General features: G+C 40.0%; 24 protein-coding genes, 1 pseudogene and 1 riboswitch. Of the genes and pseudogenes, 9 read left to right on the forward strand and 16 right to left on the reverse strand.

Annotation, left to right across the window (positions count from 1 at the left end; all coding sequences use genetic code 11):
* Positions 1–5 precede the first annotated feature (5 nt).
* The gene (locus AC0L13_RS03150) at positions 6–1,013 is read left to right on the forward strand and encodes an ABC transporter ATP-binding protein (RefSeq protein ID WP_473643868.1); all 1,008 of its coding nucleotides are present in this window, start codon (positions 6–8) and stop codon (positions 1,011–1,013) included.
* On the opposite strand, the gene AC0L13_RS03155 is transcribed toward AC0L13_RS03150, so the two are convergent.
* The 14 genes from AC0L13_RS03155 to AC0L13_RS03220 form a co-directional block, all read right to left on the reverse strand.
* Entirely contained in the window at positions 1,004–1,906 is a 903-nt protein-coding gene (locus AC0L13_RS03155) for a LysR family transcriptional regulator (protein ID WP_473643870.1), read from the reverse strand. The genes AC0L13_RS03150 and AC0L13_RS03155 overlap by 10 nt on opposite strands.
* Before the next feature lie 395 nt (positions 1,907–2,301).
* On the reverse strand, positions 2,302–3,168 hold the full coding sequence (locus AC0L13_RS03160; protein ID WP_473643872.1) for a fumarylacetoacetate hydrolase family protein: 867 nt from the start codon (positions 3,166–3,168) through the stop codon (positions 2,302–2,304).
* Between the two features lie 2 nt (positions 3,169–3,170).
* A complete protein-coding gene (locus AC0L13_RS03165; RefSeq protein ID WP_473643874.1) occupies positions 3,171–3,848 on the reverse strand; it encodes a GntR family transcriptional regulator in 678 nt (225 codons plus the stop codon).
* A 44-nt stretch (positions 3,849–3,892) separates the two neighbouring features.
* Positions 3,893–5,230, reverse strand: a complete 1,338-nt coding sequence (locus AC0L13_RS03170) for a short-chain fatty acid transporter (protein ID WP_473643876.1) — start codon at positions 5,228–5,230, stop codon at positions 3,893–3,895.
* A gap of 301 nt (positions 5,231–5,531) precedes the next feature.
* The gene (locus AC0L13_RS03175) at positions 5,532–5,930 is read right to left on the reverse strand and encodes a RidA family protein (RefSeq protein WP_473643878.1); all 399 of its coding nucleotides are present in this window, start codon (positions 5,928–5,930) and stop codon (positions 5,532–5,534) included.
* Positions 5,931–5,948: 18 nt separating this feature from the next.
* The gene (locus AC0L13_RS03180; RefSeq protein ID WP_473643880.1) at positions 5,949–6,347 is read right to left on the reverse strand and encodes a cupin domain-containing protein; all 399 of its coding nucleotides are present in this window, start codon (positions 6,345–6,347) and stop codon (positions 5,949–5,951) included.
* Between the two features lie 485 nt (positions 6,348–6,832).
* The gene (locus tag AC0L13_RS03185) at positions 6,833–7,741 is read right to left on the reverse strand and encodes a fumarylacetoacetate hydrolase family protein (RefSeq protein WP_473643882.1); all 909 of its coding nucleotides are present in this window, start codon (positions 7,739–7,741) and stop codon (positions 6,833–6,835) included.
* A gap of 21 nt (positions 7,742–7,762) precedes the next feature.
* The gene (locus AC0L13_RS03190) at positions 7,763–9,754 is read right to left on the reverse strand and encodes a sodium:solute symporter family protein (RefSeq protein ID WP_473643884.1); all 1,992 of its coding nucleotides are present in this window, start codon (positions 9,752–9,754) and stop codon (positions 7,763–7,765) included.
* A gap of 14 nt (positions 9,755–9,768) precedes the next feature.
* Complete coding sequence (locus AC0L13_RS03195; protein WP_473643886.1) at positions 9,769–10,536, reverse strand: cyclase family protein; 768 nt, start codon at positions 10,534–10,536, stop codon at positions 9,769–9,771.
* 92 nt (positions 10,537–10,628) lie between these two features.
* On the reverse strand, positions 10,629–11,435 hold the full coding sequence (locus AC0L13_RS03200) for a TrmB family transcriptional regulator (protein WP_473643889.1): 807 nt from the start codon (positions 11,433–11,435) through the stop codon (positions 10,629–10,631).
* 23 nt (positions 11,436–11,458) lie between these two features.
* Positions 11,459–11,779, reverse strand: a complete 321-nt coding sequence (locus AC0L13_RS03205) for a hypothetical protein (protein WP_473643891.1) — start codon at positions 11,777–11,779, stop codon at positions 11,459–11,461.
* 164 nt (positions 11,780–11,943) lie between these two features.
* Positions 11,944–12,597: a response regulator gene (locus AC0L13_RS03210; RefSeq protein ID WP_473643893.1), complete on the reverse strand. Its 654-nt coding sequence runs from the start codon at positions 12,595–12,597 to the stop codon at positions 11,944–11,946.
* Positions 12,598–12,647: 50 nt separating this feature from the next.
* Positions 12,648–12,730, reverse strand: a riboswitch (cyclic di-GMP riboswitch).
* 219 nt (positions 12,731–12,949) lie between these two features.
* Positions 12,950–13,381 carry a hypothetical protein gene (locus AC0L13_RS03215; RefSeq protein ID WP_473643895.1) on the reverse strand — a complete coding sequence of 144 codons (432 nt, stop codon included), beginning with the start codon at positions 13,379–13,381 and terminating at the stop codon, positions 12,950–12,952.
* Between the two features lie 104 nt (positions 13,382–13,485).
* The gene (locus AC0L13_RS03220; protein WP_473643897.1) at positions 13,486–14,391 is read right to left on the reverse strand and encodes a LysR family transcriptional regulator; all 906 of its coding nucleotides are present in this window, start codon (positions 14,389–14,391) and stop codon (positions 13,486–13,488) included.
* Positions 14,392–14,578: 187 nt separating this feature from the next.
* On the opposite strand from AC0L13_RS03220, the gene AC0L13_RS03225 reads away from it, so the two are divergent.
* From AC0L13_RS03225 to AC0L13_RS03235, 3 genes and pseudogenes are all read left to right on the forward strand, one after another.
* On the forward strand, positions 14,579–15,985 hold the full coding sequence (locus tag AC0L13_RS03225) for an SLC13 family permease (protein WP_473643899.1): 1,407 nt from the start codon (positions 14,579–14,581) through the stop codon (positions 15,983–15,985).
* 16 nt (positions 15,986–16,001) lie between these two features.
* On the forward strand, positions 16,002–16,772 hold the full coding sequence (locus tag AC0L13_RS03230; RefSeq protein WP_473643901.1) for an SDR family NAD(P)-dependent oxidoreductase: 771 nt from the start codon (positions 16,002–16,004) through the stop codon (positions 16,770–16,772).
* A gap of 551 nt (positions 16,773–17,323) precedes the next feature.
* Positions 17,324–17,767, forward strand: a pseudogene (locus AC0L13_RS03235) (transposase); the annotation flags it as partial.
* Positions 17,768–17,897: 130 nt separating this feature from the next.
* On the opposite strand, the gene AC0L13_RS03240 reads toward AC0L13_RS03235, so the two are convergent.
* Together AC0L13_RS03240 and AC0L13_RS03245 are read right to left on the reverse strand one after the other, a co-directional pair.
* The gene (locus tag AC0L13_RS03240) at positions 17,898–18,368 is read right to left on the reverse strand and encodes a chemotaxis protein CheX (RefSeq protein WP_473643903.1); all 471 of its coding nucleotides are present in this window, start codon (positions 18,366–18,368) and stop codon (positions 17,898–17,900) included.
* A gap of 13 nt (positions 18,369–18,381) precedes the next feature.
* Complete coding sequence (locus tag AC0L13_RS03245) at positions 18,382–19,617, reverse strand: EAL and HDOD domain-containing protein (protein ID WP_473643905.1); 1,236 nt, start codon at positions 19,615–19,617, stop codon at positions 18,382–18,384.
* 243 nt (positions 19,618–19,860) lie between these two features.
* Here AC0L13_RS03245 and AC0L13_RS03250 point away from each other — a divergent pair, with 243 nt between their 5' ends.
* The 5 genes from AC0L13_RS03250 (at position 19,861) to AC0L13_RS03270 (ending at position 23,903) form a co-directional block, all read left to right on the forward strand.
* Positions 19,861–19,992 carry a TRAP transporter large permease subunit gene (locus AC0L13_RS03250; RefSeq protein ID WP_473643907.1) on the forward strand — a complete coding sequence of 44 codons (132 nt, stop codon included), beginning with the start codon at positions 19,861–19,863 and terminating at the stop codon, positions 19,990–19,992.
* 149 nt (positions 19,993–20,141) lie between these two features.
* Positions 20,142–20,501, forward strand: a complete 360-nt coding sequence (locus tag AC0L13_RS03255) for a cupin domain-containing protein (protein WP_473643909.1) — start codon at positions 20,142–20,144, stop codon at positions 20,499–20,501.
* A 306-nt stretch (positions 20,502–20,807) separates the two neighbouring features.
* Positions 20,808–21,377, forward strand: coding sequence for a DUF6434 domain-containing protein (locus AC0L13_RS03260; RefSeq protein ID WP_473643911.1), 570 nt, complete (start codon positions 20,808–20,810; stop codon positions 21,375–21,377).
* A 390-nt stretch (positions 21,378–21,767) separates the two neighbouring features.
* Positions 21,768–23,114: an MFS transporter gene (locus AC0L13_RS03265; protein WP_473643913.1), complete on the forward strand. Its 1,347-nt coding sequence runs from the start codon at positions 21,768–21,770 to the stop codon at positions 23,112–23,114.
* Between the two features lie 18 nt (positions 23,115–23,132).
* Positions 23,133–23,903 (forward strand): sugar phosphate isomerase/epimerase family protein, encoded by a 771-nt coding sequence (locus AC0L13_RS03270; protein ID WP_473643915.1) that lies wholly within the window; start codon positions 23,133–23,135, stop codon positions 23,901–23,903.
* The last annotated feature ends 28 nt before the right edge of the window (positions 23,904–23,931 follow it).

A 23,931-nucleotide genomic window follows, 5' to 3' on the forward strand; every position in this document is an offset into this window, starting at 1 on the left:
TGGTGATGGTTAATAGTGTACCGGTTCAAACGGAAGAGATCCTTACTGTAAAGAACTTGAAAAAGCACTTTCCTGTAAACCAACAGCTCTTTAAAAAGGAAAAAGAATACTTAAAAGCGGTTGATGGTGTCGATTTAACTGTATACAAAGGGGAGACAGTAGGGATAGTTGGTGAGTCGGGCTGTGGAAAATCTACATTAGGAAATTTAATCATGGGACTGCTGCAGCCAACTGAGGGAGAAGTTTACTTTAATGGAGTAGAAATTTCGAATATGAAAGAGCGGGATCTGAAGAAATATCGGGTAGACTATCAAATGATTTTCCAAGATCCTTTTTCCTCTTTAAATCCTAGAATGCGTGTTTTTGATTTAATAGCGGAGCCATTACTTACACACCTGAAACTCACTAAGAAAGAATTAGAGGATGAGGTGCACCGATTGATGATTGATGTCGGGCTTGACCCTTCCTATACGCATCGTTATCCACATGAGTTCAGTGGAGGACAACGACAACGTATCGGGATTGCACGTGCTCTTGCATTAAAACCAAAACTCATTATTTGTGATGAGCCAGTTTCAGCATTGGATGTATCCATCCAGGCGCAAATATTAAATTTACTGGATGAGCTACAGAAGAAATATGATTTAACGTATATCTTCATCTCTCATGGTTTGCCTGCTTTACGCCATATTAGCGACCGGATTGGTGTCATGTATTTAGGAAATATGGTGGAGTTGGCAACGAAGGAAGCGCTCTTTAAAAAGCCGATGCATCCGTATACCAATGGATTACTAGCATCGTTGCCTATTTCCGATCCGCGTTTGCGAAGGGCGGATAAGGATGAAGTAATCCTGGAAGGGGATATGCCAAGCCCTGTAAATCCTCCTAGCGGCTGCAAGTTCCACACTCGTTGTCCGTTCGCACAAGAGAAATGTAAATTGGTCGTTCCTGAGTTTGAAGAGAAAGAAGAAGGCCGCTTTGTTGCGTGCCATTTCCCGCTGCATCAGGACTGATTTTCATTAAGTTGCTCTTGGATGAAGTTGATGAATTGGCTGACTGTCAAAAGTTCTACATTCGATTTCCTGTAGAAGAGCCATGTTTTACGATTTAGAGGCTTTCCTTTATCATTAATGAGATCATGTGTGAAAAAAGAATCCCTCTCGGTCAAACAGGATTTTGGGATGATTGAGTAACCCAGGTTTTTATTCACCATCTCTTTACAGGTCTCGACCTTGTCCAGTTCCATGCGCACTAAAGGAGGAACGGAAAAGCGGTCTTGCCACCAGTTTTCAATCATTTGTGCAAGAGGGTTCGTAGCTTTCTCCCCAGGGCCTTTCTTTTTATTGGGCTGGTACGAAATGAGAGGCAGAAAAGGAATGTCCTCTAGAATGATTGGGGTTTTGGCAATGATCGTTAACGGATCTTCTGCCAATAATATTTTTTCATCAAACCAATTGTAGTTCCCAGTGATAATTCCAATTTGAATTTCATTTTTATTCAGTAACTGGATAATTTCAGAACTCCATCCGGTCGTTACATTCACTTGTATGGAGTGAGAGTGGTCTACAAACTGCTTTATGAGAGTTGGTAATTTATATAATGCAAAGTTACTTGAGACGCCAATGCGGATTGTTCCGGTTGCGTCTTTTTTTAATGTCTTCAAGTTTTCTTCTAATTTATCCAAATCGAGAAGCATTTTTTTAGCGAAATCAACTAAGTATTCCCCTTCCGGAGTGAAAAATAATTTATTCCCTTCCCGAGTGTAAAGTTTGACCTGATGTTCTTCCTCCAGTTTTTGCAAGCGATAAGTGATGGCTGGTTGGGATGTAAATAACTTTTCAGCGGCTTTCGTGAGATTTTTTTCTTCATATACAGAAATAAGCATCAGACAATCTTGCTTTTGCATGAGTGACCTCCTCTATTTTGACGGTTAACGGCTTAGATTACGTTCGTAAAATATGATAAGCACAGTAACCCGATGGTATCATTTGTTATTTTCAGTAAGTTATCCACTTAATCTATTGTCTCTTGAATTATGAAAAAAATAAATAGAAAAGATTTCAGGTGATTGTGGATTGGGAGGTTACTCAGATTTGCCCATAAAGGACATTTACTCATAAACAGAAATCGACACTCCTAAATGGACAGGTGCGCAATCCGGTGAAAACTCATTCATCTTTGGAGAGTTCATCAAACGATAAAAAGAGACCTTTCGAAGTGTTTGCCTTTTAAAAACAACACTTGAAATGTCTCTCTACATTATGCTTCATAATGAAAATGCTCCTTGCTACGGTGCGCCAGTCAACAAATTAGATTTCTGATTTCACCGAGTTCAGAAATAGTCACAACGACTATATCATTTTTCTTCAAAAATAATGGGGGAGTTCTCTTTGAGCCTATTCCGCTTGGAGTCCCTGTCAAAATGATATCACCAGGTAATAGGGTCATTCCACACGATAGCTCCGAAATAATTTGTTCAATGGAAAAATTCATTAACCCCGTATTGCTAGATTGAACAATTGTATTATTTACTGTACATGTAATTGATAAATTATGTGGATTGGATATCTCATTTTTTGAAAGAATATATGGTCCGACTGGACAAGATTTATCCATGCTTTTTCCTTTAAACCATTGTCCGCCGTGATCAAATTGAACGTCTCTCGCAGTAATATCATTCGCACACATATATCCAAAAACGTATTCTAATGCATTTTCCGGTTTTATATTGATACCTTCTTTTCCGATAACTACAGCTAATTCTGCTTCATAATCTAATTTACTTGTAAAAGATTCTATGATTGGAATGTCTTCATGAGGTCCAGCGATAGTGTTAGTTCCTTTTGTGAAGAATGTTGGTTTTTTTGGTAAATCAATATCTTTGTTATGGCGTTCTTCGAAATGTTCTAGGTAGTTCCAGCCCACACAGAAGATGTTGCGTATAGGTTTAGTAATCGGAGCTGTTAGGCTGACATCCGAAAGATGGATGCAATCCTTATTATTCTCGAGATAAGATTGGATAATATCAATGCTTCCAGGCGTTTTTATGATAGAGAAAATATCGGGAAAGATAGGTGATAAATCATAAACATTTTGATTATCATCTAAAATTCCTACTTTTATATTGCGGATATCGTCTTGCTTGTGAAAAAAAGATATATATTTCAAATTTACATCTCCCTCAAACTTGTTAGTTGATCGAATGACTTTTTTGAAATCTTTTTAATCTCCGAACCTACGCGTTCCATATGTTTTAGCATCTTTTCCTGAGCACTTGTACTATTTTTCTCTTTTAGCAATTTCAAAATAGCATAATGCTCTTCAATAGATTGTTGTATATACGTATCGTTCTTTTCAAACACAGAATCATAACGGTTCGCATTTTTCCATAAATCTTCAATTAGCTGAACTAATATTTCATTATTGCTCTTGTTGTATATAGTCATATGGAATTCATTGTTCAATTTATTGAATTTAGAGTAGTCATGTTCATTGTAGGCCTCATCTGCAGTTGACAAAATTTCCTCTAGTTTGTGTATGTCTTCATCCTTCAAATGATCAGTAGCTAAAGCGGTAGCATACCCTTCTAAAACTTTCCTGACATTAAAGATGTTTTCAATTTCATCTAAAGATAAATGACTTACGATAGCCCCGACATGTGGTTTAAATGCAATAAGCTTGTCGGATTCAAGTAGACTAAGTGCTTCTCGAACAGGAATATCACTACAATCATACTCTTTAGCAATTCGAGCAATCACAATTTTCTCACCCGGTCTATAATGTCCATCATAAATTTTTGCCTTAATGGACTGGTAAATCATTTCTTTTTTAGTTTGATATTGCTTCAAGACATTCTCTCCTTACATACGCACTATTAAATCATGTATATATTTTATAATATGAACGGCAATAAATATAATAAACTCCCTGTTACGATCCCGCTAACAATCATCGCAACAATACAGAAACCCATAATATGGCGAATCCCTAATCCTGCTAATGCCAGTGCCGGTAAAGCCCAAAAAGGTTGTAAAAGGTTTGTCCATGTATCCCCATAAGTGACAGCCATTGCATCTAACCCTTGTGATACCCCTAATTGTTCCGCAATTGGCAGGAAAATTGGTCCCTGAATGATGATTTGACCTCCAGCTGCCGGAATAAATAAATTTAGTAACCCAGCAGAAAAATATGTTAGTAAAGGTAGAGTTTCAGCAGTGGCCATTGAGGCGAAGAATTCTGTTAAAGTTGTTCCCATTCCAGATTCAACGATTAAATTTGAAATTGCACCATAGATAGGGTAACCGATCAATAAAGGAACAACAGACTTGACTGAATTTCCGATCTCCTCCAAGTAAGGTCGTACGCCCTTATATAAGAGTAGCCCAACTCCGATCACCAACATATTGATCGTGTTCAAGTTAATAGAATTTATCCCACCGATGTAAAAACTATAACCAAATGATAGTAAACAGATAGCACCAAGTATTATTGTAATAATCCTGTTATGATCCAATTTAGCAGCAAATGTTTCCCCAGATACTTCCACAGTGTTTGCGCTTTCATTTTCGTGCGCCAAAATTTCAGGGTCTATTGCAATAGCATATTCTTTAGCCGGAGTCATGAATCTACTTACTAGGGCATACGTAAGCAGCAAAGCTAAGGTGATAATTAGATTATAACCCGTAAAAATCGTTTCAGTTAAAGGGATTGTCCCATCTACGCCGCCAATAGGATGGCCCGGAGTGTTTAAGGTTAACGGAATTGAAGAGGATAGCCCCGAACTCCATAGTGTAAATCCTATATAGGATGCTGCTATTAGCAAAGGATAATGAGTTCCTTTAACTTGTTTTGCCACTTCTTTAGCAAAAATAATTCCCGCAACTAAAGCAATTCCCCAGTTGATTACACCAACTAAAGAGGTCGTAATTGCAACAAAAAATACTGCTTGAGACGGTGTTTTCGGAATAGAAGCCAGTTTAACCAATGCTTTCTTTATGCCTTTGGTATTTGCTATTGCAGAACTCGCCAATAACACTAAGGAAAGCTGCATAGTAAATGCGAGCATGCTCCAAAAACCAGTGCCGAAAGATGATAGTAAATCCGCTGGTGAACTCGGTGTAAAGAGAAACCCGCTTAGAAATACGGCTACTAGCATGAATACTCCTAATATCAAGGGGTCTGGAAAATATCGTTGAACAAGTGAGTTGAAAAAATTAGTAATTTTTTTCATGTGTTATCAACCTCCACTACAAATTAGTATTTGCAATTTTTTCTTTGGAGTCCCTGATTAAATAGGGAAGTCAGAAGCGTAATTTTTCTGCTGCTTTTTTTCCGTACTAACTACCAATGATTACTTGTAGGCATTGTTTTGTACGGGACATTCACCTTTTTTAATTCTTTTTGTCTGACTTCCCGTATTGAATTCATATTTACTCCCTTGATACATTAGGGGAATTCTGTGTACCGTAGGTTACTTGTATAGCCGAATAAGCCGCTAGATCGGCTGGATCGATTAGGGCGTTAATGAAATTTCATGCTTTACCTATGGCGATAGCATCAATTTCAATCAAATGTTCCTTACTAACCATTCTAGAAACTTCTAGCATTGCGCAAGCAGGATATGGCTTAGAAAAGTAACGTGCACGGACCTCATGTATTTCGCTAAACATCTCCATATCACGTATATAAAGGGTCATCTTTACAATGTCATTTAGCGTTAAATTTGCTTCTTCCAAAATTGCTTTTATGCTTAACAAAACTGTTTCGGTTTGCAACTTTATATCATTTTCTCCGACAACGTTTCCTTCTTTATCTCTAGATGTAATCCCCGATACAAACACCATTTTTTCAGGATAAATTACCTCGATGGCTTGGGAATAAACCCCTAATGGCTCGCTCAATTGAGTACTTACCAATTCATTGATTTTCAATTATAAAAACCTCCTAAATTATTTTGCATCCTCGTCATTGTCATAAAAGTCAGGTCGGGAAGGATAATGCGGACCGTCATAAACCTCTAAAAAGATTGTTTCTTCCAATGCTATTGCAGGGCCATGAAAATGTCCCATTGCATTTGCGTAAAAGTCTCCTTTTTCTAATGTGATTCCAGATGTAGTGTATTGGTATTTGCCAGATAGCATAAACATAAATTGATTCGAAGCATGTTCATGTAAAGTCGGTATTCCTGCTCCTTTTTCAAATTTAATCAACGCAATTGTGGCACCTGTTTCCTCGTTTCTAAATAGCATTTTGTCATATAGACCTTCTAACGATTTCGCTTCCCAGCCCATGTCATTCGTGTTAACTGTAAATTCGGTTTCCAGTTTTTGATTCGGATTATGTTTCACCAAAATCACCCCTTATTCAAATTAATAATCATATATCATATATGATATATAGAATGATAAACCAAGAAACAAGAAAAAACAATGATATTTTTTGAAAGAGTCTAAAAAGTAAATGATGCGTAATTGAAACTATCTTTGGGAGGGGGATAATGAGAGGATGGGATTGGTTTGTTCGGTGTCTCTTAGTTTTTAAGTTGATAAATCTTATCAGCCTCCCTTTAGGTGATTAGATTTTGGATGATATTGATTGCTTACATTTATGGGGATGTAGAAGGAACAGCTTCGTATCTAGGTTTCTGCTTGTTTTTTCGTGTTATTCAAGTATCTACGGTAATTGATTACATAAAAAAGCCTTTGTATGAATGACACACCTAGTAGGTGCTCATTCATTATACAAAGGCTGGAATGGTAAACGTCAGTTTTCTCTGGTGCATTCATTATCATCTAGAAGTCATAGATACTATAATTCATTATCCGTAATCACGTTATTCTCCAATCAGGTTCCGTAATACCCCCAACTCGGTAATCTCCAATTCCACTTCATCACCAGGTTGTAACCATGGATGAATGTCTTGCCCCAACTCTAGTAAACATCCGGTTCCAACCGTTCCTGAACCGATTACATCTCCGGGATATATTGTAACTCCTGCAGATGCGCGCTCAATCATTTCACCGAATGTGTAATGGATATCTTTGAAGTTGCCTGTTGAAAGTAATTTTCCGTTTACTTTGGCAGTCATTTGTAAGTCGTATCGGTCGTGTAAGCGGTAGCTTTCCAACTCATCTTTCGTCACAATATACGGTCCGATGGAAGTAGCGGCATCCTTGCCTTTTGCGGGACCTAGTCCGACTTGCATTTCCTGCATCTGTAAGTCTCGGGCAGACCAATCGTTAAAGATTGTGTATCCGAAAATATAGTCATCAGCTTCAGCGGCTTTGATATTCTTCCCTTGTTTGCCGATGACTGCCGCAATTTCGAGTTCGTAATCGAACATTTTACAATTCGGAGGTATCTCGATTGTTTGATTTGGTCCGTGAATGGATTGGTGATTGGTAAAATAGAAAACCGGAATCTTATACCATTCAGGGTGAATTGTAAGACCGCTCTTTTTGGAAGCGTTCAGCAAGTGGTCTTCGAAAGCCATAAAATCTCGGATACTTGAAGGGTCCTCCAGTGGTGCCAAGAGTTCCACTTCATTAATCGAAAACCCTTTTTGCTGTTTGCCGGCTAACTGTTGTAGTTCAGGCATTTTGTCAGCACTTATTTTGATAAGCGCTGACATTGTATCTGGAAGATTTCCACCGCTGCATTCTGCTATCGAATAGACTGTTTCTCCTTCAATCCAGCCAGCTTGCGCTTGTTGATGCGGCGCTTTAAACGTGACGAGTTTCATACTTGTCATTCCTTTCGAGAATTAATGTACGGCATGCAGCTCTTCAGTCACTGTTGGAGAACTGGTGTATTTCATTAAAATATCTTTTCCTGCCGTGCTAAGGCTTACTTTTCTTCTCCATAAACCGGATTCGACTAGAAACCCTTGCTTAATGAGCTTTGAAAGAATAGCAGATGCTTTTAACGAGTCGAAATTGTTTTCCTGGAGATGTTTATTCAACAGAGCAAAACCGCTCTCTAACTTCTCAAGGAATAAATAATCTTCTTCCGTCAGTTGATCGCTGGCAAACTTGCCTCCCATTTCCTTCAAATAGAGATGAGGAGAAACGTTTGATGGAATATAGAATGTGTAAAATCCCGGACCCGAATATTTGCGTCTACGGATTACATGCTGCTTGTCAAGATCTTCGATAATTTTGTTGCTTATAGAAGAATCTACACCTAGCATGTCACTAATTTCCGCCATCGTATCGTAACCGTAATGAATGAGTGTCAATACTTCTTTCTCATCATCTGATAACGAAGTTGGAAGACGGAGGTCTTCATTCCAATTCTTCTTTGTATAATAATCCGACTCACTCATCAAACTCACGACTACAGTCGTAATAACTGTAACTGCCAGGCCGACAACACCAACATGAGTGTATTGACCTAGGGGGATCAATTTGGTCAAGTCAAGAATTGTAAAGAGGGCTGTCGCCGAGATTCCGAAAACCGCGCCATAAAAAGCACCCTTTTTCGTTGTACCTTTCCACCACATGCCTAAGAAGACGAGGATGGATGGTGCACCGAGCCAAGCCGTGGAGAATGCGAATAGATAGAGCGGTCCGCCAGGGTAGAAGCATAGTGCCCAAACGATAAGCCCTAGCCCTAATGTGATGACCTTTGAAGGTAACGTTAATTCTTTAGAAGTTGCATTCGGCCGATAGTAACGTTGGTAAAGATCACGTACTGCCGTACTGGAAGCTCCAATAAGAGCTGTGGTTGAAGTTGATATTGATGCAGCCAATGCACCAAGTAGAGCAAAAGCGGCAACGACGATTGGCAACGCTTTTAAAACAACTCCAAATGCCGCCATAGGGTCAACGGTTCCGTATGGAAGGAACTGATCTCCCATGGCAGATCCTGCATATAAGCCTGTTAACGCTAAAATCAAGATTGGAACGAATACTAGGAGCAGTGCGCCAAAAACGAATGAAAGCTTAGCGGTCCGCTCACTTCTAGTCGATGAAACGCGCAGCCAATAGTAATTGTTGCCCCACACAAGGAAACAGGCGAATAAGATGATGAAAGTCAGACCACTTGGATATTGAAAAGAGAGTAACGGCAACTGTCCATCTGCTATTCCACTCGTCCAGTAGCTTCCATTCCCTGGCCAATTGCTACCTATGAAATCAAAACCGCCAAACTTGGAGATAATCGTAATGAGCATAACGGGTAAAGCGATTAGGCCAATACACATTTGAATGAAATCTGTCAGTGTAACTGCCCAAAATCCGCCGATATACGTAAATAGAAGGAACATCGCAAAAATGACAGACAATGTGCCGATCAGCGACCATCCTGTGAAGCTTGTTGTTACAATTGCCATGGACATAACGTTATTTGCCATAATGCCCAGCAAGCCCAGTATTGTCGCAATCGTCACTAGCGTTCTAGTTCTCTTGTCGAAACGCATTTCTAGCCATTCGGATAAAGTATGTGCTCCGGATCGGCGGATATATGGAGCAAAAAAAAGTCCATAGAGCGCAAGGCCGCCTATTCCGTATATGACGCCGAAGCCGAAAGAGCCCCAGAAACCAGTTAAAATTGCGAGACCTGGTCCTAGTGTAATAATAGTTCCGGCAAAACCGATTGCGGCGACCCCGAATATATTCACAAGCAATCCAATTTCTCGACCAGCGATAAAATAGTCATTTGAACCGGTAACCCATTTTCTAGTTACCCATCCCCCTAATAAAAGAACTACTACAAATGCTGCGAAAAAGATTAAGAAAACACCATTGAAGCCCATGGTCATCCTCCCCTTTATTCGAAAATGGCGACTGGTCTTGCCCAGCCGGCACTTCCGTCTTTGACCTTGATAGGAAATGCAGCAACTTTGAATCCGTGTTTTCTAGGTAACTGATCTAAGTTTGCAAGTTTCTCAATTTGGCAATACTCCGCCTCTTTGCCGACATAATGGGCAGCCCATAAAATGTCTTCCCGTGGATTTTCTCGATAAAGCTGTGCTTGGAGAGGAAGCGGAATGTCCCAACCCCATGCATCGATGCCCATGACTTTAATACCTTTATCAATAAGCCATCTAGTTGCATTCGCTGACACTCCGGCATGGCAAAATGCATATTCATCATCGTAATACTTCTTATCGGCATCAGTGCGAACGAGTACGATGTCGAAAGGTTGTAATTCATAATTCATTTCAACTAGCTTTTCTTTGAAATCTTCGACTTGCAGTTCATATCCCGCCGCTTTATCACTGAAATCAAAGACTACGCCATTTCCGTAAAACCATTCAATTGGCAGTTCATCAATCGTCCTGGATTTCTTACCTGCTGTCATATCGGCATAATGCCAAGGCGCATCTACATGGGTACCAGTATGGGTCGTTAATGTTACGGTTTCGACAGCCCAAGCTTTGCTGTCAGGGAAGTTCTCTTTCTCCAAACCTAAAATAGCTGCAGCTTGTTCAGCTCCCTTTTCATGTGCCTCATATTCAATTGTTGGTGGAAAAGGTTCTTTCGCATTACTGTCCATCGGTACACTTAAATCGATAATTTGAGCTCCCACTCTCAAAACCCCTTTCGAAATTGGACTAAAGTAAAAACGACCAACGATCCTCCTTTCTCCCCCTTTTTTATAATTAACGATAAATCGGTGATACCTTCTCAAAAAATATCTAAAAGCCCTACAAAATTTTCACCATATTTAGCTGCTAATTCATCATGGAAGTGATTAACAACTTGATTGATATAAATATCGTGTCGAATATAGTTGAGTGTAGTCCGGGTTAACGCTGTATGACTGGATATAATGGCATGTGCATTTCCCTCAGCAGAATGAAGTATAAAGACACTTTTTTCATCTAATACACATGAAAGTTCTCCCGTATGCCTGCGGTCGGAGAATTCACCTTGGTGATGGGTGAAATGCAACCATGGAATCTTCTTATCAGTGCCATCGAATAGAATGGAGATTACTCGAACCCCCTTCTTAAACGCTTCAAGTAAGTCATCCCATAAAAGCTCCAATTCACTGTTCCAGCAACTAAGGTAAATTGTTTGTTCTGTGGATTGGATCATATTCCTTAAAGAATCAATGGAAGATACATACCCATCCAAATGATAAAGTTCCGACCAATCTGGTTTCATCTGATTGGAGATCACTTTAAATTGGCTTTCCATAAAAGCGGTATCGTTTTGGAAGTCCAATTCTATCTTTCGTAATAATTCCTTATAAGGAAGGGGAGAATATAATTTTTTGATTGAGTAATTGCCGTCTAAAACCGGAAAGACAACTTCTTTTTCACACATTCGATTTAGATTTTCATACACTTTCGGGCTGGGAACGCCCGATTTAATAGCGATTTCATTTCCGTTTAATGGATTAGATTGTAATAAAGCAACATAGATTTTAGCTTCATATTCCGTAAATCCATATCTTTTTAGAGTTGAGTTTGTTTTGTCAATATTCATTTTTATCACCTGGATTAATACTACTACCATGGTTGTAGTAAGTCAGGGGCTAATGTCAGATCGACATCCGATTGGCACGCTTTCGAAACAGCGTGGAAAACATATGCCCAAAAGCGGGATGAATCATTGTCAGAAGAATCGATGGCTAGATAGGCGACCTGATCGTGATGCAAGGTTTTTAGCCATTGGCTGATCAGCGTTGTTTTGCCATAGCCTGCAGGAGCCCGAAGAATGGTCACCTTTTTGAAGGTACCATTATGAAATTTGTCATGCAATCTTGTTCTGTTAACGCTATCCGAAAGGGGTTGCGGTAACTTTGTTTTTGCAGAAAGAAGAACCGTCATCAATTTTCCCTCCTATTCAGGTGCAATTATATAAAAGTAATCTATAATTACCGATTATTCCTAATTTTACACTTCTGTAAATTTATTGTCTACATGATTTCTGTCTTATAAAACGCAAAAGAGAGCCCGTGGGTCGGCTCTCTTTTGTCATCTAGATACCACTATCAAACAGGCAGATCAAACTGGTATTGCACTAATCCAGTCTCGTTTGCGTAAAGGGCGGCCTGTGTGCGGTCGCCAAGACAAAGCTTAGCCAAGATTTGGCTGACATGTTTCTTTACCGTGTGCTCCGTAATGAACAGGCTGTTGGCAATTTGTTTATTAGAGTATGCCATCCCCAACTTTTCCAACACTTCCTTTTCCTTTACGGTCAATTGTTCGAGTGGACGGTTGTCTACTAGCGGCTCCCTCTGTGACTGGATCAGCAAGTCAATCATATCGGGATCATAATACTTCCTTCCTCGCTGAATCAGATGAAGCGCGTAAATGAGTTCGTCGGGATCTGCTTGTAACGATATGAATCCATCCACGCCCATTTTCCTTGCATGATTGAACAGGAGAAGGTCCTGTAAATCGGTCAAGATTGCAAATTTGCAGGCGACATTGAGCCGCTTCGCTTCAGCGATTATTTCCAAACCGCTTTCGTGCCCTAACATGAAATCGGTAATTAGCAAATCCGGATGTTCTTTTCGAATTAACTGAAGAGATTCTTGCTTGTTTTTTGCTTCACCAACCACGTCGAGCCCGCTAGGCAATGACAGGGTCAAGACGAGCCCTTTGCGAATGAGCAGTTGATCATTCGCCAATACAATTTTCATCGATAGAAAGCCCCCTCGCCTAAAATGTAGGAACATTAAAAATGTCCCGAAGAAACAGGGCCGGTTGCACCACTGACTCCCTATATCCAAGGTGCCCACATAAAGGATATAGTTCATAGTCTCCTATGTATGCATAGAGTGACATTTTTAAATAAGTATACAAAATCCTTACATTTAGTATAGGGACGTCTTTGAATGTTGAATACTGAGGAATGTTAATATTCATAAATTCTGGTTGTTTCATGAACATTCCACGCGCGATAATGAGCACAAAAAGCCTCATGTATACTTGTGTCATGCGACGACGTATACAAGAGGCTATTCCTGATTCTATTCATATCAGCAGCTCAAATCATCTGCCATTCAGTATGGTAATTTCTTTCATTTCATCTTCTGTTTTCAACGGCAATTCCGTAATTGTCCAGTTTTGTGAGAGGAACTGCTTCAGTGTTTCTAACTCACTCTCACTCACTTTCAACTGTTTCATGCCCTCATCTGTCAACGAGTAATCTTTCCCGGCGTTTTTTTTGAATTTCAACTCCAGAAGCCCTCTTATGGTAATGAATTTCACTTGATATCCGTCCACTAGGATTGATGCAAAAGCATTTTTATCTTGCTGATAAAGTGAAATCAAATCACCATAATAATAATTTGGATTGATGCGTTCCCAAGAACTGCTGTCCCTTTGCTCGAGTTGAGTTAGCAGCTCCTCATTTGATATGCCATTGCTGCGTAGTGTTTCAATCATATACGCTTCCATTAATGTAAGTTTAGTAGTCGCCATCCAACATCCTCCTCAAGAAGGGGTGGCTCGCGAAAATACGGCATTTGAAACGAATGGAGTGGGTTTTATGGGCTAGTGATTGGTCTGTTGAAATCACTCCCTCTTCACTGCAAAGGAAACTTCTCCCTCGCCATCTCGATAAACACTGTAGAGGCAGGGGTTTGTTGAGCGTTTCTCCGATAGCTGAGAACGATCTTGCTTTTAAATGCTGGATCCTTGAGAGGATACAAATTGGCTTCTACCTTTACAGCGGCACTTTCGATAACACTTTGAGGAACAATCGTAATGGCGACGCCTTTATTTGCTAATCGTAATGCGTTTTCCGTATTGGATGTTTCCAATACGATTTTTGGGTGAATATGATATTCCGAAAATACTTGGTTGGTGAAACGACGTAGTCCGAGTCCCGGTTTTGCTAATATGAATTTTTGCCCATCCAACAAGGAAGGATTGAACTCCTCGTCCGGTAGTGGGCTTTTTTTATACAATGGGTGATTTGGCGGGATGACGATGTAATTGTACTCATCGTACAGATGATCATAGACGATATCATGATTTGTAATGGGAAGTGAGTTGAAGCATACGTCAATCTGATTTTGGATGAGCAATGTTTCCAAAGTTTCTGTCGCGTCTTCCACGAGTTCGATTTCAATGCCGGGATACCTTTGCATGAAGTCAGGAAGAAACTTGTAAAGTGTATACGTTGAAAGGAAAGGGCTGACACCGATTTTGAGTCGGCCTTTTTTTAAACTGGATAGACCATGGAGTTCGTTTAACATCGTATGGATGATCGTTTCCACGTCATTCATATAGGAAAGATATCTTTCGCCTGCATAGGTGAGCGTAACAGGCGTGGATTGTCTGTTGATGACTTCTACTCCAAGGTCCTTTTCTAGCCGCTGGATGTATTTGCTTAAGTATGGTTGTGAAATATAAAGTTCCTTCGCTGCGCTGGAAATACTGCCATGTTCAGCAATCGCTTTTAAATAGCTAGTACTTAAGTCTTTCACTACGGTCGGCCTCCATCCGCTAATTTGGCGCTAAACTGCGGCCATAACAAATTAGTTATCAGTATTATAGGGGAATTAGTATTATTTTTTAAGTTCTTTTTGTGACATAATTGTCTGTGGCGATAAGAAACTTTTACTATAAAGAAATATGGTTTCTTTATAGTTTTATAAATTAGGAGGGGATCGTATGGGTGAAGTTCAAACTGTGCCTAAGGCGAACAAAAATATTTTATTGAAATATTTAATTGTTTTCATTCCGCCATTGATAATTTATTTATTACCGACGACGGATGCATTTACGCATGAAATGAAAATATTCTTTGTCATTACAGTCATAGCAATTTTACTATGGGCGCTTGAACTAATCAATCTTATTATCGTTGCGCTCGTTCTTCCTGTTTCATTCATTCTAAGTGGGGTTGCGACTCCGGCAGATGTCTATGCGCCTTGGAGTCAGGATTTGCCGTATCTCGTTTTAGGTGCATTAATTCTCTCTGCAGTTTTTGATGAATCGGGACTTTTGAAGAGGCTTGCCTACTGGTTCATTTTGCGAGGTGGGGGAACGTATAAAGGCATTATTTATGCGCTATCCACTTCCGGGTTTATCATCGCATTTCTTGTCCCGGGTTTACTTGCACGTATTGCGCTTTACGCCGGTATGGCATTTGGGATCATTAATGCATTGGGATTGAAGAAATTCTCTAAAGGATCTGTAGGACTTCTGTTCGGGGCTTATAATGCAGCGGTTACGGCATCTTTTGTCAGTTTAACAGGAATTGAGCCGATGCTTGTGTTTAATAGTCAATTGGAGAGTATCGGTATGGGCGGGGCATCGTGGTTACAATACGTCGTGCACAATGTTCCCATTACAATTATTTGGACGTATGTAATGGCTTTTGCCATAACGAAAATGTTTAAGGTTGAAGAAGAAATTGAAGGTAAAGAGTACTTTAAAGAACAATATAAAGCACTAGGTAAATTTTCATTGAAAGAGAAAAAAGTGACCTTTATTTTATTGATATTAATCGCTCTTTTAGCGACGAGCTCTATCCACGGAATCGCCTTAGGGTGGATTTTTATAGGAATCACCTTCATCTGTTTCTTGCCGGGCATTTCACTTGCGGATAATGCAACGATGGCGAAAACGAATTTCGGTATGATTTTCTTTATTACTGCAACAATGGCAATCGGGCAAGTTTCAGCTGTAGTTGGAGCGGGGGCATTTATTGCGGATTCCCTATTCCCGCTCATGTCTCTCGGCGGCACAGTCTACACCGTTGTTGCTACATGGGTGCTGTCAGTAGGCATTAACTTCGTCCTGACGCCATTTGCGGCATCAGCAACTATGGCAATTCCGCTTGCGGAGCTTGCAAATAATTTAGGGATTAGTCCATTACCGTTGGCGTATTCTTTTGTACATGGTTTGTACCAATTATTATTGCCGTACGAATCCACATTGCCATTACTATTATTCAGCTATATGGCAATGACGTACAAACAGTTTCTTAAGTTCTTCTCTATTCAAATGGTATTGAATGTGATTTTCATTGCATTGATTGCCATTCCGTATTGGTACCTCATCGGATTATTATAAGAAAGGAATGATTAGCATGTTGGACATTTTTTCATTGGAGGACAAAGTAGCGATTGTTACAGGAAGCGCAAGAGGAATTGGACAAGCTTATGCAGTTGGACTTGCGAAGGCAGGCGCTACCCTCGTTCTTGTTGACATTTTAGAAGATAACCTTAAAGATACAGCTGCAATAATTAAAAAGGAAACAGGCCGTGATTCAAAAATGTACGGCATAGACGTTACCGATAGCAGTAAAATTGGTGCAATGGTAAGCGAATTGATCGCGGAGTTTGGAAAAATTGATATCCTTGTCAATAATGCAGGTATTAATGCACCAAAGCCATTCCTTGAAGTGACAGAAGAGGATTGGAAAAAGATTGTAGGTGTGAACCTCAATAGCCAGTTCTTAATGTCCAGTGCAGTTGCAAAAGAAATGGTAAAGCGCAAATATGGAAAGATCATTAACATGGCATCCGTTGGTGGATTTATGGCGTTGAGCGAAACTGCCCCGTACAATGCAAGTAAAGGCGGCGTATTGCAGTTGACGAAAACGATGGCTGCAGACCTAAGCCAATATAACCTTAACATCAACGCAATTTGCCCAGGCTTCATCGATACAGGTTTGTTAGAGCCATCTGCTGCTAGGATAGAGCGTTTGAAAAAGGTATTCGCTAATACTCCACTCAACCGTCTAGGCGATCCGAGCGATCTTGTCGGCGCTTGTGTCTTCCTTGCTTCAGACGCTTCTAAGTATATGACTGGTACGCAAATTGTTGTGGATGGCGGCATGTCTGCTGTTGCGATGTGATATTAGCGAACCCCCTCTCAACTACATCAGTTGAGAGGGGGTTTTAAGTTTGGAGCTTCAGAATAACGAAGGTGTCTACAAATTAATCCATAATTCAACTTTTGACAAGGCAAACAAAGAAAAACTCTGTTAAATATTAAGTTTGATAAGTGAGATGCTTGAATAGAAAAAGAGAAAGTCAACCAGGATGATGGGAGGCCACTGAAAAAGTCCTTCAAAATAGGATTACCTTTAAAACTGTTGATTTCCGTTCCGAGCGGACGCTTTCCGTGGGGCGGGCGGTAAGCCTCCTCGGTCGCTTTGCTCCACTGCGGGGTCTTACCTGTCCCGCTCATCCCACAGGAGTCGCCGCTCTGCACTCCAATCAACGAAACTCAAATAAAATAAAAGCGTAAAAACAAGCGATCCATTTCCTATCATCAGGGAATGGATCGCTGTTTTTATTGTATAATTAACATATTAAATCCTGGTGGTGTTCCCGATGATTTCTAATCAAGAAACTTTAAACCTCAGTTCATATATGGCAATTTACGATATCGTCGTCCCAAAGCGCAAAAGAGGATGAATTTGAATTTAATAAGGATGCAGGTATGTATGTGTGCAAGGCTGGTCATATGGCGGTTCGAAAAGCGCGTACAGGAAAGAAAAATATAGGGGATAATCAAAGTCAAACCTATTATTTTGACATTAATAAATGCAAAATTTGTCCGCTTCGTGAAGGTTGTTATAGGGAAGGTGCGAAAAGTAGAACCTATTCCGTAACGATTAAGTCGACGGAACATAAAGATCAAGAAGCGTTTCAAAATAGCGTGGAATTTAAAGAGAAGGCAAAGTCCCGCTATAAGATTGAGGCGAAGAATAGTGAGTTGAAACATAGACACGGGTATAATGTAGCCACATCTGCGGGTCTATTTGGCATGCAAATGCAGGGAGCCTTGACCATATTCGCAGTTAATCTCAAACGAATAATAACCTTAATGCGAGAAGCAGAGTAAGAAATAGCAAAGAAAAAGACACCATTTCGTTCGAAAAAGAACGAAATGGTGTCTTTTTTGATTTTGGAGTACCTTGCAGATTAAAAGCGTAAGTTTTTCAGTGGCCACGATGATGGCTGGTTGACTTTCATTATTTATTTAATGAAAAACAAATATTCAACGGATATCCGTTTTCCAGGAAACAACGCAACTGAATTGCAGAATCCACATCAGCAGATATATATTCTCCGCTGATTACCATGGGAGCTGAAATGTCCATGCGGATGTTGCTTAAGTCCATAATTGTCGCAAATGCACCGCCAACCATATTCGTTAATTCGCAACTAAAAGAGTTGAGCATGTCACCGTCCAGCGACATGCCATACATTCTTTGTGCAATTGAGTTAAAGGCTTCTTGATCACCGAAGATGGCCAAATGCCCTTTCAAGTCTCCGACGGTTTCGATTATAATGCCATGTTCGATGTTGAGCAATTGCTGTAGTTCTGGTTTTTCAAAAGCTATTTCCATCGGGACAATATTTTTTAAGGACGTGTAAATGCCATTCGATAAGAATTGAATGTTGTCTTTTATGTTTGTATTTATTTCTTCAGCTAGTACCACATTAATATCTCCTTCAATTTACTTTTGTCATTTCTTTACCTACCTGCGCCGCTTTTAAAGCGATTTGACTAAGATTTTTTTCACTGATCCCGAGTGTTTCCGCTAATCCTATCGCACTCGTATAATCCAAGTGTTCAAGAGCCTGGACGAGGTGAAGATATGGAGTCATTTCCGTCTTTTGCCCACATAATGTATCAATGATCTCCTTCGTGACAGGCAGCAACGGGAATATATAGGTTGGTTCTTGTTTCAGGATTACGTCAATCAGTGAAAACATTCCTAGCATGTAGTATTCATCTACATTCTGCTTTCCACTTTCCGCAGCAAGCAGTTCGCATAAATTCGCTCTCATTAAAGAGTAGTTAATTAGCACCTTTTGACGCCCACCTGGTTCTTTGGCACATTTTTGATAAAGGGCCAGTAATTGAATCCACTTTTTAAAATCCTTTAATCCCATAATGACAATCGCTTGATGGATGGAGATGACTTTCTTTGAAGATCTAAAAGCGTATGTGTTCAAATGTTTCAGTAGCCTATATGACAATGAGACGTCCTGCATGATCAATAATGCAATTTCCTCAATGTTTGGTGTGTCTTCATTCAGTAATTTTAGAACTTCGAAATAGAGCAAAGTTTTAGCAGGCAATTTAGTGTTTTTCACGATATCAGGTTTCGCAAAAAAATAACCTTGGAAAAGTTCATATCCACTAATCCTCGCCTCATTGAACTCTTCCTCCGTCTCCACTTTTTCAGCGAGCAGGATAATGTGCGGATACAACGTTTTTAAGGATTCGATAGCAACCCGCTGAGGTTCTGAAGTAGACATAAAGTCAACTTTTATGTAATCAATTAGTTGAAATAAGGCTGGGTAAATATTGAACTTCTTTTGAAGAATAAAGTCATCTAAAGCGAGTTTGAATCCAGCGCCTTTTAATTTTTGCAGTTTTGAAAGGAGGATTGGTGTTATCTCCACATCTTCCAAGATCTCGATGACAATTCGATTAGGGTCTAACGTGTCAAAAATATCAGACGTGAGAAGAGAAGACGAAAAGTTGATGAATGTTTTCTTTGCTGCAATATGCTCAAACCCCGGTGACAAATATGTGTTCACAATTACCCCGATTGTGGCGATTTCCGGATCGATATCCGGAAAAAAGTTTTTATTGCTATTTCGATACAGTAACTCGTACGCAAACAAATTCCCCTTAGCATCTAAAATGGGTTGTCTTCCTACAAATATTTCTTCCAATTCCCTACACCTCATTAGTTTTAATTCTCACAAACACATTTGAAGTAGAATCTAAGGCGATATGCAGACAGCAAAATAAATCAGAAGGGGAAAGTAGCTCGTTTTCCTATCTGATTATTTTTATGTTTTTGGGACTTTTATACTTTGAACTCTAACCTATCTATAGTAACACTAAAAATAAGGGTAGCCAAGTGGGATAGGACTTTTTACTGCGATATATTACATGTGTTATTCGGGAATGCTGTGAAAAATTTGGATACATTGTTGATTATGCCGTTGATCATTATTGGTGGAATCATCTCGGGTATCTTTACCGCTACAGAATCTGGAGTTATTGCGGTGTTGTACGCATTGATTATCGCTGTTCCCGGTTAATTTGTTAAGTGGCGGATAATTAATCAGTAATAGTTGTTCGACCAGTGCCGACTTCTATATGGTTACTCATGAGAGTCGTAACCTATAGAAGTCGTCTTTTGGAAAGGCGAGATTGGCGTATAAAGTATTTGCAAAAGGGGGTATACGTTGTGTCAAGACCGCAAATAGAATTTACGGATTACGAAAGTATCAGTCCAGAAACAATCGAAGGATGCGTAAAAGGCTTATCAGAAAGAGTTATTTCACAGGTCTCCGAAGCGGGGGACTTAGTCCGTATTCTAGAATTTGCTCCAGGAACGGATACTTCTCCAAATGGTGTCCAGGTTCATGACTATTGGGAAGAAATATATATCATTGACGGTTCAATAATCGATTTAACGTTAAATAAGGAGTTCACAAAAGGAATGGTAGCATCAAGGCCGCCCGGAATGAAGCATGGCCCTTGGAAATCCATACATGGATGTACGATGTTTGAGGTTCGGTATTATAAAGATCTATCTAAGAAATAGGTTCTTGTGTAGGAAACGATGGATGTTGTTGGGCCTGAAAATTAAAGTTTATAGTACATTCTAAAGTAGTTAATAAAGCAACTGGAATGCCTGATGTAGAATAAGGGTAACTGATAAAGAAGGGATGCTAGCTTTGAAGTAGCATCCTTTTTTCAATGTATTAATTAAAATGTAGAGCTATTTTAATTGAAAGGATTTCAACTTGAAAGTCTAGGTCTATGACCTACTGGCATACTACTAAGGGTTTACCGGACGAGAACTTTTGTTCTATAATACCGATAGTAGTAAATTTGGAAGGTGTAGATTATGAGACCTGAATTAACGAAAGATATAAGTGTAGAAAGCTTTAAAGATTTCTATTGGCTAAAAGAAGAATTACAATCTTTTTGTAGAGAAAATGGAATAAGTGCTTCTGGATCTAAAATAGAGATTACCGATAGGATTGAAACATTTCTTCTAACAGGGGAGATAAAAAGCCCTTTAAGAAAGGCAAAAGTGAATACGAAGTTGGAGCTTCAAGTAGATTTAAGTCTTGAAACAGTCATTACGGAAAGCCATCGTTGTAGCCAAAATGTAAGAGCTTTTTTTAAGACGGTTATCCCTACATTTCATTTTTCCACTCATATCCAAAACTATTTTAAAAACAATGTCGGAAAAACATATCGCGATGTTGTAGACGCTTGGTATGAGGAAGAAGAACGGACAAAGGACCCTTCATACAAGAAAAAAATCGCGCCTCAATTTGAATACAATCAATTTATACGTGACTTTTATGCCGATCCGAAAAATCAAGGGAAAAGTCGTGAAGAAGCGATTAAAGCTTGGAATGAAATTAAGAAACTTCCAGGGAGTAATAAATATAGACCTGCAAATTAGTAAATACCAGGAACTTATCTATTGAATGCACAAAGTTATCTATCGAATACACAAAGTTATCTATGAATATAAGAATTTATCACCAAAAAGGGGACTTTATAACTCCATATCTATCTTTATCTGAAAACAATAAAACTATTGACGATAAATGTCGAAATTGTTATGCTTATGTCAATCCCGTTACTAGAGGGAATTGAATAGTAAATTACCGGGTAGAGACGATGAGAACCCGGCGAAGCCATTCATGCGGCCTGTTGAAGGTAACTGCATTTATTAGGCTTTGCCGGTTTTTTTGTGTTGATAAAGGGGGGACCTAGAAACGATAGCCGATTAGAAGGGGTAACGCGAAGAATGGCATAGCAAAATCTTTAAATGAAAAGGGGAATATGTATGGCTTTCGATTATTTAGACTCGCCAGCAGATCCGCAGAAACTTGATAAATTTCAACGGAAAGTGAAGATTGTTTCAGCAGGTGGAACATTTCTAGACGGATTTGACTTGACGATTATCGCTGTTGCGATGCCGCTCATTTTAAAACAATGGAGCATCATGCCTTGGGAACAAAGTCTTCTTACAGCATCCGCCATTATCGGTTCTTTTATTGGTGCGGCATGGCTTGGAAGGTTGACTGATAACTTTGGACGAAAAGCGATGATTACGATTGATTTAATTGCATTTGTTTTATTTGCAGTTTTGACAGCGGTTGCACCGAATGTTCTCTGGCTTATTGTCTTCCGGTTTTTACTCGGTATTGGAATTGGGGCCGATTATCCGATTTCAGCCACATTGGTTTCTGAATTCAGTTCAACGAAAAATAGGGGGAAGCAGGGAACTTTCCTCGCAGCTATGTGGTTTGTCGGCGCGGTTGTCGCTTATATGAGTGGAATCGTCTTTGCTCCGTTAGGTGATCATGCATGGCGGTATATGTTCTTCTTGGGGGCTGTTCTTGCTCTTATTATCTTCATCTTCCGGATCGGCTTACCAGAATCGCCTCGTTGGCTTGTTTCGAAAGGTCGGGAAAAAGAAGCGCAAGAAGTCATTTTCAATATTACAGGAAGTAAAGTTGAAGTATTGCCGGAACCGAAAACGAAAAAAGTTCCGCTAAGCATGTTGTTCTCTAAGAAGCTGATTAAACGGACCATTTTTGTTTCAGGATTCTGGTTCTGTTACTCGACTTCTTACTATGGCATTTCGATGTATACACCGACGATTCTTTCGGCGTTTACACAAGGGGATCTTCATAAGACGTATGTCGCTTCATCGATTGTAAGTATTTTAGGTCTCTTCGGAGCTATCATTGGAATGAACCTCGTTGAGCGTTGGGGACGTCGTCCATTGCTCATCACGTCCTTCGCTGGATTGACTGCAGGTCTTGCAGTTCTAACATTTAATCCGCATCCAACACTCGTGTTCTTGGTCGTTCTATTCAGTATTGCGGTCCTTTTTGCGAATATGGGTGGAGGAATATTGAATTTTGTTTATCCGACAGAATTGTTCCCGACAAGCCTTCGGGCAGGGGCATCCGGATTTGCGACTTCTGTTAGCCGGATCGGTTCCATCTTAGGTGTATTAGTATTCCCGAACGTCGTAGCGGTATGGGGCAATTCGGCTGCGCTAGGTGTATTTGCCGGTGTCGCACTAGTTGGACTATTGATCACTTACACGCTTGCACCAGAAACAAAAGGCATCAAGTTGGAAGAAATTAATGCTGAGTTTGAAACGGTTAAAAATCAGTAATACGAGGAGGAGTTCTAGATGGAAAAGTGGTTAAGTCTTTGGTCAGCAGGCCAAGAGAAGACAGCTGAAGATATGGCGGCAATACGAAATGCCGGCTTTGACGGAGTTGAAATATGGGCGGAGCATTTGACTGCCGAAAAAGATATGGAACTCGCGAAGGAAGCAGGACTGAAAATCGGTTTGCACCTACCTTTCCATGATTTGAATCTAGCTTCCCCATTTCAGGAAGTTGAGGACTTGGTCTTCAAAATCAATGAGCAATGGCTTGAAAAGCTTAAGACTTATGGCGGAGGACATGCCGTCATTCACGGCGGTATGGCTTGGGCTTCTGAAGGACATGCAGAGGCGAAGAAGCTTGTCATTGATCGGCTCACTCGTACACGGAAAATGGCTGAAGAGCTCGGCAGCACGCTTTTATTTGAAAATCAAATTCCGGACAGGTTGAACTATACGCATATTTTCCCTTCCACGGTTGACGAATGGTTGGAAATCTTGGAGAAGACCGGCACGGCAGCTTGTTTAGATACAGGACATTTGGCAGTTCTCGGTGCGCCTCTTGAGGAAACGGTTTCTCGATTGGGCGAGCGTCTTGTTTCTGTCCACTACTCTGATAATGATGCAAAAGGAGATCTGCATCAATTGCCTGGGGATGGAGAAACAGGAATCAGTACAGATGCACTTATGAACGTATTACAGGAGCAACAATTTGACGGACCGATTGTGTTTGAGATCAATCCATATACGTATAGTTTGGAAGATATTATCCGACATCCGTCAGCACAATTTTAAATTGACAATAAGCCGTACTTAGCGGATC

It is taken from the genome of Sporosarcina sp. QA0331 (assembly GCF_055808055.1).